Origin of the sequence: Sporosarcina sp. FSL K6-6792 (assembly GCF_038004885.1) — a bacterium.
Classification (GTDB): domain Bacteria; phylum Bacillota; class Bacilli; order Bacillales_A; family Planococcaceae; genus Sporosarcina; species Sporosarcina psychrophila.
This window is the reverse complement of the sequence record NZ_JBBOSA010000001.1, coordinates 4,484,574-4,497,979: the sequence shown is the minus strand read 5'-3', so window position 1 is coordinate 4,497,979 and position 13,406 is coordinate 4,484,574. Positions and strand designations below refer to the sequence as shown.

The window sequence follows — 13,406 nt, the reverse complement described above, 5'->3', positions numbered from 1 at the left end:
CAACTCCACCATTCTAATTGCAACTTTACGATTCTAACCGCAACTTCACAGCTCTAATCTCAACTTTGCATTTCTAATGGCAACTACACATTTATCATCATAAACTTCGGCTATGAAGGGTGCGTACCTGCCCACCCACGAAATCCATCAAAAAGAAAAAAAGCCGGTAGTGTTTGCCGGCTCTCAAAATGACGATGATTCTCTACCTTGTTTCTGACTATGCCCTTGGTCACTGCCCCGCACTTGCGCTTGCTCATGTCCTGGACTGTGGTCATGATCATGTGATGATGATTCATCACGGAATGACCATTCCTCTTCAAAACTTTGTGGATGTACCGTAATACAGACTTTTGTTTCGCCAACAACTTCTGCCATCAATTCTCGTTCGATCGTAATGCAGAACTTTTCACCACATTCCGAAATAACCGCTTCTGTACAGTTCGGATGCTGGATAACATCAACGATGACTTCTTCATGCCCAGATGTCGGCTCGTCTCGATAATGCAAACGAATCCGGTCCTTGTAAGGAATTGACTCCGTAAACACAGATGTCTTTGAATGTTCTTGATGGGAATACCAAACATTGACGTCGAACTTACCGGTAACTTCGATGAATTTACCGACCTTTTTCGCCTGATGTGTATGGTTGATGACCCAACATCCGAGTATACTCGTCGGACTATTTGGCGGCTTCAGTGTCACAGTCGTCTCAGTCCGCTTCTTCCCCTTGGCAATAACCGTCTTCGTCACGATCTGACGTAAGTTTTTCAGTTCGATTCCTCCTCCATTCGCTTCAATCCATCTTATGCAACAGAAGCCCAGAGAGTGAGAAAAATCGGAAGGAAATATTTTCCCACCGATTGGTATACTTACTTATAGTTTTTCATATGTCGTATTTTTTATATAAGAACCTGTTTCTCCACGTCTTACATCGCCATCTGTCGCTTTGATGATTTCATCTGTGACAGTATTTGCGATTGTGTTCGATACAAGTTGAAGTAAATCATTCACTTCGCCTTGTGATTGTTTAAATTCCTGAACAATAGGAACTTCGTCAATATCACCTTGGATTTTTTCGATTTTACCTTCAATGATACCCAACGCTCTTTCTTTTCCGTACTGTTGGAAATTGACTGCCTGCTTTTGCAATGATTTTAGGCTTGCAATATTTTCACGGATTTTTTGATTTTCATTAATTTGCTCTTCTGCCCGCTTGAAAAACTCCACTTGTTCTGTGTTCGCAATCATTACTGCGATCTCGCGTGCTTTTGCGATAATTTCATCTTTTGAATATAACTTTTCCATTATGACATCACCTTTTCCTTTTCTACTACGCCGATAAACTCACCGTCGAGTGACCATGTTTTGGCCTCTATTATTTTCACATTGACTATTTTACCAATTACAGATTGGGGTGCTTTGAAATTGACGAGTTTGCTCTTCTCCGTATATCCAGCGAGAACTTCCGGATTACGCTTACTTTCGCCTTCAACAAGTACCTCAACGATTTTACCTTTGTAAGGTTTCATCGCTTCTGCGGATAATTCATTGACGACTTTATTTAATCGCTGTAAACGCTCTTTTTTCACGTCCATCGGAATATTGTCAGCCATTTTTGCAGCCGGCGTGCCATCCCGTGGCGAATAAATGTACGTGTAAGCAATGTCGAAACCAACTTCCCTGTACAAGGATACTGTCTCTTCGAATTGCTCGTCCGTTTCATTCGGGAACCCAACGATAATATCCGTCGTTAATGTAACGTTCGGTATCGCTTTTTTAATTTTCCCCACGAGCTCAAGATAATGTTCACGTGAATATTTTCGCGCCATAATTTTCAATATGTCGCTGGAACCCGATTGAACAGGAAGGTGAATATGATCGACTAGATTGCCGCCCTTCGCCAGCACTTCGATTAGATGGTCATCGAAATCACGGGGATGGCTAGTTGTGAAACGGATTCTCGGTATGTCGATTTTGCTTAAATCATCCATTAAATCGCCAAAACGATAACTCGTCTCGTCAAAATCTTTTCCGTACGCGTTAACGTTCTGACCAAGCAATGTAATTTCCTTATAGCCCTCTGCCGCTAACTGCCGTACTTCCTGGATAATATCTTGCGGACGTCTGCTTCGTTCCTTGCCCCTCGTGTATGGCACGATGCAATACGTACAAAACTTGTCGCAGCCATACATAATGTTGACCCAAGCCTTAATGTTTCCGTGACGGACTTTTGGAAGGTTCTCAATAATATCACCTTCTTTTGACCACACTTCTATGACCATTTCTTTTGATAAATAGGCCTCATTTAAAATATGGGGTAACCTGTGGATGTTATGTGTTCCGAAAATCATATCAACCTGATCATACTTTTTAAGAATTTTATTAACAACTGATTCTTCTTGCGACATACAACCACATACGCCGATTAAGACGTCAGGATTTCTTCTTTTCAACGATTGTAAATGACCTAGCTCCCCAAACACTTTGTTTTCGGCATTTTCACGAATGGCACATGTATTGAGCAACACGACATTCGCATCCTCAACGGTGTCTGTCGGTTCATATCCAAGGCCTATTAAAATACCAGCAATCACTTCTGTGTCATGTTCATTCATTTGGCAACCATATGTCCGTATATAAAACTTCCGATTCGCCCCCATCTCACGGAAACGCTCGTCAATTTCAAAGTTATCGTAGTAAGCGATTTCTTCTTTGCCACGTTTTTTAGCGTCTTTCAAAGAAGGTGGTGCGTAGGCTGTCTGAAAATAGTGGCTATAGTCCTTGTCAGCAGTTTTTGCTTGATTCGGCTTCACTAGTCCTTCATTCAATCGCTGTTCCTCGTTCATTTAACTTGTCCCCTTTCATACAAAGCCTTGGGAATTTTAACGTATGATTTCATTATACTTAATTGTTGACCACCTGTACAAGAAGTCAAAGCTTTGTCGGTTGTTTGTCACAGTTATGAAAAGCGGAAGGCGCCGTTTTAGACGCGACAGGCATAAGACGGAACGGCGTTCTTTGCTGCATAGCTGGGCTGGCTTTCAAGGAACCCAGCCTAAGTGCACCGCGTCCTGCGGCAACAGCTGCGTGACTCACATCCTGTTAGCCTCCGAGCGTCTGGCGCCTGAAGCCTAGACACCATTCAAAGCTAAAAACTTAGTCTTATCTTCAAAAAAAAGAACTTTCTCTCGTGATACAACTAAAAAGACCACAGGATATTAATTTATCCTGTGGTCCTGACTCTTTCTAATTTACATATTACGCTGTCGTTTTTCAACAAGTAATTTCAATGCTGTACGTCCTTCACCGTTAATCTCGATATCAGTGAAAGCGGGTGCACAGATGAGATCTCCGCCACTTGGAGCGACGAATCCACGTGCAATTGCAATTGCCTTTATTGCCTGATTTAAGGCACCAGCACCTACTGCCTGCATTTCTGCGTATCCCTGGTCCCGGATAACTGCAACGAGTGCTCCTGCAACAGAATTCGGATTCGAGCGAGATGATACTTTCAATGGGTTCAACATGATTCCTCCTTATTTTTCGGTGTCTATGGATCGGAAATCTCCATAAACCATCCTATGATTCGGAGGTGATGTTTAGACGCATGTCAGCCTTTGAATGTACGGTCAGCATTGATGGCAACACGTTCAACTCTGATAGCTTTTCCTGTTTCATCATCTAATACTGCAAAGAGTCCGTTCAATTGGGTACGTCCTGATTTAGGAACTTCAAAACGAACTGGTAAATTCGTACGGAAACGATAGATGACGTCTTCTTTTTTCATACCCAGGATTTCATCGTAAGGGCCCGTCATGCCAGCGTCAGTTAAATAGGCTGTTCCTCCTGGTAGAATGCGGTCATCCGCTGTCTGGACATGCGTGTGCGTCCCTACAACAACAGATGCCTTCCCATCAAGATGCCAACCCATTGCGATTTTTTCACTTGTCGCTTCGGCATGGAAATCGACGAAGACAAGCGGTGAAATCTCTCTTGCTTCCGCTACCAATTCCTCTGCCTTTTCAAACGGATCGCCGTGCGGAGGTAAAAATGTCCGGCCATGCAAATTGATGATAGATAATGTCACACCATTACGTGAAATTGTCGTCATCCCTTTACCAGGTGCTTCATCTGAAAAGTTCGCAGGACGGATAAGGTAATCTGTATCATCGATAAAATCGTAAATCTCTTTTTGGTCCCATGTATGATTACCCATTGTTACAACATCTACTCCAGCACGGAGCAGGTCATCGAATATCGCTTTTGTGATTCCTCTCCCGGCTGCTGCATTTTCCCCGTTCGCAATAATAACATCAGGGTTATACTTCCTTTTGAGTCGTGGTAAATAGTCAAATACCATATCTCGTCCTAGCGATCCTACAATATCACCTATAAATAATACTCTCATAAAATAATCTCTCCCAATAGAAAAAGAGGCTCCCGGACCGAAATGCACGGAAACCCCCTTTTCTTTATTTTGCGTATTCGACCGCCCGTGTCTCACGGATGACCGTTACTTTAATATGTCCTGGATAATCGAGCTCTTCTTCAATCCGTTTCCGGATATCTCGTGCTAGACGATGGGCTGTAATATCATCGATTTGGTCTGGGCGGACAATAATTCGAACTTCGCGTCCTGCCTGGATGGCAAATGATTTCTCCACACCGTCGTACGATTCAGAAATCTCTTCAAGTTTTTTCAGTCTGCGGATATAATTTTCAAGTGTTTCACTGCGCGCTCCTGGTCTTGCAGCGGATAATGCATCTGCTGCTGCAACCAATACGGCAATGACTGATGTCGCTTCAGTATCCCCATGATGGGATGCGATACTGTTAATAACAACAGGATGTTCTTTGTATTTCGTTGCAAGTTCAACACCAATTTCAACGTGACTTCCTTCTACTTCATGGTCAATCGCTTTTCCGATATCATGAAGGAGTCCGGCACGTCGTGCAAGCGTAACATCTTCTCCAAGTTCTGCCGCCAATAAACCTGCTAGATAAGCAACTTCTGTTGAATGCTTCAAGACGTTTTGGCCATAACTTGTGCGGAAACGCAATCTTCCGATGATTTTAATAAGATCTGGGTGTAGATTATGAATGCCAATATCGAAAGTTGTCTGTTCTCCAGTTTCGCGGATGAGTTCGTCCACTTCACGTCTCGATTTATCAACCATCTCTTCAATGCGTGCTGGGTGAATTCGTCCATCTTGTACAAGTTTCTCTAATGCAAGTCGTGCAGTTTCCCGACGTACCGGATCAAAGCCTGACAAGATGACCGCTTCTGGAGTATCGTCGATTATTAGGTCAATTCCTGTCAACGTTTCGAGTGTTCGGATATTACGTCCTTCACGACCGATAATACGGCCCTTCATTTCATCGTTCGGTAGATTAACTACCGACACAGTCGTTTCAGCAACGTGGTCTGCTGCAAAACGTTGTAAAGCGATGGAAAGGATTTCACGCGATTTTTTATCCGATTCCTCTTTTGCTCGTTGCTCTGACTCTTTTGTCATTACAGCGATATCTGTAGCAAGTTCTTTCTCCACTTCACTAAGGATGAGCCTTTTCGCCTCATCACGTGTCAGTGATGATATCTTTTCAAGTTCAGTTTTCTGAACCGAAACAAGTTCTTCCGCTTTTTGTTCCATCTGTTCGATATGCTGTTGTCTTCCGGTAAGCGCTTCTTCTTTGCGCTCCAGACCTGCGTCTCTTTTATTGAGAGCTTCATCTTTACGGTCATGATTTTCTTCCCGTTGCAAAAGACGGCTTTCTTGTTTTTGCAGTTCCGCCCTTCGTTCACGGATCTCTGATTCCGCTTCAATTCTCAGTTTGTGAGTTTCATCCTTCGCTTCTAGTAGTGCCTCTTTTTTAAGAGCATCCGCTTCACGCTTCGCCTCTTCGACGATTTGTTCTGCCGTAAATTTGGCACCACTCACTTTTGAATCGTTCACTTTCTTATTAAAGAAATAGGTAACAACGGCACCAACGAGCAGACCGAGCAAAGCGGAGATAATCAATCCTAATGACATCCAGGTCACCTCCTCTTGCTATTCTTTTCATTTTCAGTCGGCTCATATATCAACGTACAACATACTGCCAAATTCATTTCAATGGAATGAAATTATACAATTCTAATTGTATCTATGTAAATTTGACATGTCAAGGATACACAGGTCTTTGAGACACATTATTCTTGGAATAATAATAGTTTTTTCGGAGAATATATAAAAACCGATCACGCCCTACTAAGAGGACGAATCGGCTTTTTGTTTAACTTATTCTTCACCAAGTAGCAGTTCCAACTCTTCGTCTTCGTCTACTTCATGAGCACCAATCACATAGTTTGAGCTTGCAAGTCCATATGATTCACGAATTTTGTTGGCGATTTCCGAACGGATATCCGGGTTTTCTTTCAAGAATTGTTTCGAATTCTCTCGTCCCTGTCCGAGTCGTTCTCCTTCATAGGAATACCAAGATCCACTCTTCTGGACAACTTCGGCTTCGGCACCAAGGTCGATAATTTCTCCTTCTCGAGAAATTCCTTCTCCGTACATAATATCCACTTCCGCTGTTTTAAACGGAGGTGCAACTTTATTTTTCACAACGCGGATTCGTGTTTTATTTCCCACTATGTCATTGCCTTGTTTAATCGCTTCTCCACGTCTTACATCTAGGCGTACTGAAGAGTAGAACTTCAATGCGCGCCCGCCTGGAGTTACTTCAGGGCTTCCGAACATAACGCCGACTTTTTCACGGATTTGGTTAATGAATATCGCGATTGTGTTTGACTTATTAATGGCGCCGGAAAGTTTACGCAATGCTTGTGACATAAGTCGGGCTTGTAACCCGATATGCGAATCTCCCATCTCGCCTTCAATCTCTGCTTTAGGTACAAGCGCCGCAACGGAGTCCACGACAAAAATATCAACTGCACCGCTTCGTACAAGCGCTTCAGCGATTTCAAGCGCTTGCTCTCCCGTGTCAGGCTGAGAAAGTAATAATTCATCGATGTTAACGCCTAACTTACGCGCATAAATCGGATCGAGCGCATGTTCAGCATCGATGAATGCAGCAGTTCCTCCAGCTGCTTGTACTTCTGCAATGGCATGAAGGGCAACAGTCGTTTTACCAGAACTTTCAGGTCCGTATATTTCAATGACACGGCCGCGTGGATATCCGCCTATGCCGAGTGCAGCATCAAGTGCAAGGGAGCCCGTAGAAGAAGTTTCAACTTCCAGGTTTGTTTTTTCACCCAGTTTCATAATAGATCCTTTACCAAACTGCTTTTCTATTTGTTTTAACGCCATTTCTAAGGCGGCTTTACGATCGCTCAATTTATTTCCTCCCTCAAGGTAATGTTTCTGTTTTTCTTACTACCTCTAGTATACTCCTTTAATGAGAAATACTCAATCAAAAAGCGAACATTTATTCGATTAATTTTCTCGAATTAAATTTATAAGTGAGAATACCTGGGTGTTTAACATTTTTAATTGAGAAATCGGCTTAAATCTTAACTTTGGCCTTCTTTTGTAGTTAGGTGTTTAATCAGATAATAGAGCGCAAATCTTGCTGCTCTGAGACGGTTTGCGTTTCTTGAACCTGATAGTAACAACTTAAATGTCTCTGTCTCTGCATTCGTAGAAGCGATACCTATCCACACAGTGCCGACTGGCTTCCCATCATGTGGATCTGGACCAGCCGCACCTGTTAAACCAATTCCAATATCCGATTTGAACGTTCGTTTCACGTTTACCGCAAGGGCAGCCGCGCATTCTGCACTGACGACACCATACTCCGCAAGTAGGGACTGCTCAATACCAAGTTGTTCCACTTTCGATTTCTCATTGTAGACGACAATGCCACCTTCTAGTGACGAACTAATCCCTGGTTCACCGGCCAGTTCTGCCATAAATAGGCCTGCCGTCAGACTTTCCGCAGCAGCTAGTGTCCAACCGTTTCGAATGAGAAGTTCTGCAGCTTTGGATGCCAATGTATCATCATTAGTTCCGTAGATGTAGTCTCCAACTAGTAAACGTATCTCCTCTTCTATAGGCGCAATCAGCTTCAACGCTGCATCGGTCGTTTGTGCTTTTGCAGTGAGGCGCAATGTGACGGCGTCAGCTGTTGCCAGCGGCGCAACTGTCGGATTCGTTTGTTTTTCCAAAACAGATTGAATCCGGTGTTCAAGCTCCGCCTCCCCAATACCGTAAAACTTCAGAACTCGCGATGTGATAACTTCCTGTTTGCCAGTAACACCTAACAAATAAGGAATCGCCTCGTCCGTAAACATCGGCTCCATTTCATGCGGTGGACCTGGGAGAAGGATATAGCGTACTTCATCCTTTTCAACAGCCATTCCGGGTGCCATTCCTTTTCGGTTTGCTAAGACTTTCGCGCCTTTAAACACTAGTGCCTGTTTCTTATTATTCTCCGTCATAACCCTACCGCTACGTTCGAAATATTGCTGAATATAAAGAAGTGCCTCGTCATCGCTGACTAATGTTGTACCGATATGTTTCACGATGGTTTCTTTTGTCATGTCATCTTTCGTCGGTCCAAGTCCGCCTGTAAAGATTAGAATATCTGCACGTTTCATTGCAATTTCAATCACTTCATCCAAACGATCCGGGTTGTCGCCCACAACCGTCTGATAATGAACATCGATACCAATTTCTGCGAGTTTTAACGAAATGAATTTAGCGTTCGTATTCGTAATTTGTCCAAGTAATAACTCTGAGCCAATTGCAATAATTTCTGCCTTCATAGCTACTCATCCCCTTACATTGAATCAACCAGTACACGTCTGTTTTTATAGAAGTAATCGAAACCTGACCAAATTGTAAAGAAGAGCGCGATGTAAAGCATGATGACACCGAATGGTACACCAATCGACTCGAAAAATATATTATTCAACAACAGCGAAGTAATGGCTAAGATTTGTGCCACCGTTTTAATTTTCCCGAGCTGGTTGGCCGCTACGACTTCCCCGCCGCCTGCAAGGATAAGCCTAAGACCCGTCACAGCGAATTCCCGGCTAATAATAATGATGACAATCCATGACGGTGCTATTCCAAGTTCAACAAGTATGATCAAAGCAGCAGAAACAAGCAATTTGTCCGCCAGCGGATCCAAAAATTTCCCCATATTGGTAACAAGATTATTTTTCCGAGCGATATACCCATCAAGCCAATCTGTTATAGATGCAATAATAAAAATAAGTCCACCGATTAAATGTTCTTTCATCATTTCTGTACCAGCGATAGTTATAGTGCCCAATTTAAAATCAACTAGCATGAAAACCATAAAAACTGGAATGAGCAGAACGCGTGATACGGTTATTTTGTTTGGCAAATTCATAAAATACACCTTTCCTTTCAAAGAAAATAGTCATCTAAAGTAGATGACTATTACTCTTTCTTGTATTCAATCATAATATTTTGTGGAACAGTATCCTGTGGTGGCACACCGTATTCAAGTAACACTCCGTTGACATATATTTCTGTAGACTTAGGACGCCCAACACGGATTCGTACAGATTCGGTAGCCGTCACATCAAATTCAATCGATTCCCCTGCTACCATAATACGTGCAGGTGTCATCCATTCTTTTCCGGAATTATCTTTTACACCAATCCAAGATCCCCCGGTTAAACGGATTTCAAGTTTGAACGATTCTGCTCCAGTTAGTCCGTACACTGATGTTTCTCCGCTTGCGCTTTCAAAAGCTAAAGTCTGTTCCGGTTTTTCCGGTTCTACCTCTTCCTCCACAGGCTTTTCTTCTACTTTTTCCGTGTCTTTCTTAGGAGGAGTTGGTTTACTATTTTCCATTATTACCGGTTGATTCGTTTCGACGCCATTCACATCATCTTTCTTGCCAGATGACCCTTGATAGAGGGTCCAAATAACAACCACTATAACGATAATAAATAAAGCGACGATGATTTTCGGCATCATTTCATTTAACTGATCATTATTTCTTAAACCTCTTTTACGTGTCAATGTCGACGAAGCACGCTGACCCGCCTCTTCCTTGGATGGCACTTCAGGAGACGTATTTTTATACATAGATAGCATTTCATCAGAATCTAGACCTACTGCCTCTGCATATTGTTTGATGAATGCCCGTACATAAAAAGATCCAGGCATCATGCTGTAATCTTCATTTTCGATACCGGAGAGGTACCGTTTCTGTATTTTCGTTATTGACTGTAAATCATCCAATGTAAATCCTTTAGCCATTCTCGCCTGCTTGAGACGATCACCTAATCCGGTCACCAAAAACACCTGCCTATCAGAAGTTGAATAAACCCGATCCATCCGTTATTCCATGGTCGGACATCATATGGTTTTTTTCCATCATTTCATATGTAATTTCTTGATCTGGTTCTGTTCTTAATTCAATAATATAATCAAAGTCTTCAATACTGTATTCCGAGTGCTGAACAAACATATCCGGATGCTCCACAACTTTTATAGAGGGCATTCGCATCATTTCCCTGACAAGTTGCATGTGACGTTCGTCCTCCGCCTTACGCGTAACGATACCATCCAAGATGAAGATATTATCTTTTGAAAACTCATCGCCCGCTAAATTTTTCCGCAACGTTTGCTTAATCATCGTCGATGAAAGGAATATCCACTTTTTATTAGCACAAACGCTGGCCGCGACGACTGATTCCGTCTTCCCTACTCGTGGCATCCCGCGAACACCAATCAATTTATGGCCTTCCTGTTTGAATATTTCAGCCATGAAATCAACAAGAATCCCAAGGTCATTTCGAAGGAAACGGAATGTTTTCCTTTCGTCTGCATCACGCTGTATATAACGTCCGTGCCTGACCGCTAGAATATCGCGCAACTTTGGCTCACGGATTTTTATTACATGAATCGTTTCCATCGTCTCGGCGATTTGTTCAAAACGCGCAATCTGGTCGTCGTTGTCAGTTCGTAGCAGCATTCCACGATGTCCGCCATCAACACCATTAATTGTAACAATGTTCACGCGCAACATTCCGAGCAACGACGAAATATCACCCAGAAGGCCAGGCCGGTTAACCTGAATTTCATATTCAAGATACCATTCACCCATCAGACACACACTCCTTTGTCCTTTTTTTTGAACACGCACTACTATATGACGCACAAGAAGTAATATAGTTCTATGATAGCTGATTAAATGCATTATGAAAAGGAAAAAGGGGATTGTTTTAATCCCCTTCCCCAATCAATTACATTGCGTACAAATTTTGAATTGCGCTTGCATGCCTCCATGATGCAGGTATGCTACGGGGCAGGATTGAACTACATCCCCCCTTGTTGCCTTTCCACGCACTTCAAAATTCGTGCTATCACCGGAGGCTTAAACTGAATTAAATTAAATATACCAGCCGCCGTTCACTTTCATAATTTCACCTGTCATATAATCCGCCTTGCCGCTCAACAGGAAATTAACTGCTTCAGCGACATGTGCTGGTGTCCCGGAACTCATAAGTGGTATTTCATCGATAACCATCTGTCGTTCATCTAATGGTATGTCACTAGTCATTCGCGTTTCTATCCACCCAGGTGCCACAGCGTTGACGCGTATTCCTGAAAAGGCGGCTTCTTTCGCGTATGCTTTCACAAATGCGTGTTGCGCCCCCTTCACAGCGGAGTACATCACTTCTCCTGCCGCCCCCGTATTACCCCATATCGAGCCAATCATGACAACGTACGATTGCTCAAACTTACGTAATTGTGGAGATACCAGACTTATAAATCGTGCTGGGTTTTGTACATGGACTTTCCATAATGCATCCATGTCTTCAGTGCTTGTTTCCGTTAACAGTTTCATCATCGATTGCCCATTTGCGACAACAACAGCACTAATAGTTCGAACTTGTTGGACGAGTAATTCTGCTCCATCTTGTGCACTGAAATCTGCTTGGACTGTTTTAAAACTCAATTGCGGATAGGTCATACTCAGTTCCTGCTTCAAAAGAGTAGCATGTGCAGCATTTTCATTGTAATGAAGGAATAGCGACCAGCCTGCAGCCGCTAATGTTCGACTAATCGCATCGCCTATTCCACCTGATGCACCAAGTACAACGCAGTATTTCTGTTCCGTCATTCTGCCTTATCAGCTGGAACAATTGAATAGACCGTATAACCGCTTTCATCCGAAAACGTTTGGAATGCATCTTTCAAATTTTCGAGCGTTAATTTCTCAAGTGTTGGAACAACATCAAACAAATTCATGTTGTTAAACGTATAGCGAGTAAACTGGTTGGCGATAAACTCCGGAGAATTCAAAGAACGCATGAATTGACCAATTTTCTTTTTCCTCATTCGATTAAGTTCCAAGTCCGTGATTGGCCATGTTTCAACGGTTTTTTTCACAGTTGTTCGGATTGCTTTTTCGAGTTGTTCCGGCTGATCTGTATCAGAACCAATCATTGCGAAACCGAAGCCATTCTCCATTGTAAAATCATAAGAAAATGACTCATCAATAAGTCCATCATTATACGTTTCTGTATAGAATTCGGATGATCTGCCAAACAGGATATCCAGAACTAGACCCGCTGAAAGTTCCTGAATGAGCATCTCTTCTCCATCAATATCTGTATTAGTACATTTCATACCAATATTCAATTTCGGCTTCGATACGTCCATTGCAAGCTTCCGCTCAGTGATTGCTGCGGTATCCTTTTCAGTAGGGAAACTACGTACAATTTCTGCAGGATCATCGAATGTTTTTGCATCTTGATTTTTCTTGATGAATGCCATCATCTCTTCCGGATCAACAGCACCTACAACGAAAAGCACCATGTTGGACGGATGATAGAACGTTTCATAGCATTCATACAAATAGTCCGCCGTGATATCTTGAATCGATGCGACCGTACCAGCGATATCAATTTTCACGGGATGTTCATGAAACAGGTTTTCGATCGTACCGAAATAGAGACGCCAATCCGGCTGATCATCATACATCGTTATTTCCTGGGCAATAATACCCTTCTCTTTATCAACAGTCTTTTCCGTGAAGTACGGCTCCTGTACAAAATCAAGAAGAATTTCAGTATTGTCATATAATTTATCCGTAGCAGAGAACAAATAAGCAGTTCGTGTGAATGATGTAAACGCATTGGCAGACGCACCGTGCACACTAAACTTTTGGAATACGTCCCCATCTTCTTTTTCGAACATTTTATGCTCAAGGAAATGGGCAATACCATCAGGAACTGTCACTTCCTCTGTTTTTCCACGCGGGATAAATGTCCGGTCGATTGAACCATATTTAGTCGTGAACGTCACGAATGTTTTCGAAAATCCACGTTTCGGTAAAATATAGACGTCCAAACCATTGTCGAGTTTTTCATTATATAATGTTTCCTGTAAATTATCGAAGTGAATATTCTTCAT

Annotated in this window: 14 protein-coding genes; all 14 read right to left on the bottom strand. The window is 42.6% G+C overall.

Features of this window, described 5'->3' with window-relative positions; genetic code table 11:
• Positions 1-183 precede the first annotated feature (183 nt).
• Positions 184-750 carry an outer spore coat protein CotE gene (gene cotE / locus MKZ26_RS21550; protein ID WP_231885693.1) on the bottom strand — a complete coding sequence of 189 codons (567 nt, stop codon included), beginning with the start codon at positions 748-750 and terminating at the stop codon, positions 184-186.
• Positions 751-873: 123 nt separating this feature from the next.
• Positions 874-1,305, bottom strand: coding sequence for a RicAFT regulatory complex protein RicA family protein (locus MKZ26_RS21545; protein WP_067211076.1), 432 nt, complete (start codon positions 1,303-1,305; stop codon positions 874-876).
• The gene (miaB, locus tag MKZ26_RS21540) at positions 1,305-2,846 is read right to left on the bottom strand and encodes a tRNA (N6-isopentenyl adenosine(37)-C2)-methylthiotransferase MiaB (protein ID WP_340767484.1); all 1,542 of its coding nucleotides are present in this window, start codon (positions 2,844-2,846) and stop codon (positions 1,305-1,307) included. The genes MKZ26_RS21545 and miaB overlap by 1 nt, the downstream gene beginning before the upstream one ends.
• A gap of 85 nt (positions 2,847-2,931) precedes the next feature.
• On the bottom strand, positions 2,932-3,096 hold the full coding sequence (locus MKZ26_RS21535) for a hypothetical protein (RefSeq protein WP_340767483.1): 165 nt from the start codon (positions 3,094-3,096) through the stop codon (positions 2,932-2,934).
• A gap of 155 nt (positions 3,097-3,251) precedes the next feature.
• Complete coding sequence (locus MKZ26_RS21530; protein WP_067211081.1) at positions 3,252-3,524, bottom strand: stage V sporulation protein S; 273 nt, start codon at positions 3,522-3,524, stop codon at positions 3,252-3,254.
• Positions 3,525-3,610: 86 nt separating this feature from the next.
• Positions 3,611-4,408 carry a TIGR00282 family metallophosphoesterase gene (locus MKZ26_RS21525; RefSeq protein ID WP_067214009.1) on the bottom strand — a complete coding sequence of 266 codons (798 nt, stop codon included), beginning with the start codon at positions 4,406-4,408 and terminating at the stop codon, positions 3,611-3,613.
• A gap of 64 nt (positions 4,409-4,472) precedes the next feature.
• Complete coding sequence (gene rny, locus MKZ26_RS21520; RefSeq protein WP_067211083.1) at positions 4,473-6,032, bottom strand: ribonuclease Y; 1,560 nt, start codon at positions 6,030-6,032, stop codon at positions 4,473-4,475.
• Between the two features lie 246 nt (positions 6,033-6,278).
• Positions 6,279-7,337: a recombinase RecA gene (gene recA, locus MKZ26_RS21515; protein ID WP_067211085.1), complete on the bottom strand. Its 1,059-nt coding sequence runs from the start codon at positions 7,335-7,337 to the stop codon at positions 6,279-6,281.
• 176 nt (positions 7,338-7,513) lie between these two features.
• Positions 7,514-8,767 carry a competence/damage-inducible protein A gene (locus MKZ26_RS21510; protein WP_340767482.1) on the bottom strand — a complete coding sequence of 418 codons (1,254 nt, stop codon included), beginning with the start codon at positions 8,765-8,767 and terminating at the stop codon, positions 7,514-7,516.
• A 14-nt stretch (positions 8,768-8,781) separates the two neighbouring features.
• Positions 8,782-9,360 (bottom strand): CDP-diacylglycerol--glycerol-3-phosphate 3-phosphatidyltransferase, encoded by a 579-nt coding sequence (pgsA, locus tag MKZ26_RS21505; RefSeq protein WP_067211090.1) that lies wholly within the window; start codon positions 9,358-9,360, stop codon positions 8,782-8,784.
• 50 nt (positions 9,361-9,410) lie between these two features.
• A complete protein-coding gene (locus tag MKZ26_RS21500) occupies positions 9,411-10,319 on the bottom strand; it encodes a helix-turn-helix domain-containing protein (protein WP_340767481.1) in 909 nt (302 codons plus the stop codon).
• On the bottom strand, positions 10,294-11,091 hold the full coding sequence (locus tag MKZ26_RS21495) for a DUF3388 domain-containing protein (RefSeq protein WP_067211096.1): 798 nt from the start codon (positions 11,089-11,091) through the stop codon (positions 10,294-10,296). The genes MKZ26_RS21500 and MKZ26_RS21495 overlap by 26 nt, the downstream gene beginning before the upstream one ends.
• Positions 11,092-11,376: 285 nt before the next feature.
• Positions 11,377-12,111 (bottom strand): elongation factor P 5-aminopentanone reductase, encoded by a 735-nt coding sequence (ymfI, locus tag MKZ26_RS21490; RefSeq protein ID WP_340767480.1) that lies wholly within the window; start codon positions 12,109-12,111, stop codon positions 11,377-11,379.
• Complete coding sequence (yfmH, locus tag MKZ26_RS21485; protein ID WP_340767711.1) at positions 12,108-13,406, bottom strand: EF-P 5-aminopentanol modification-associated protein YfmH; 1,299 nt, start codon at positions 13,404-13,406, stop codon at positions 12,108-12,110. The genes ymfI and yfmH overlap by 4 nt, the downstream gene beginning before the upstream one ends.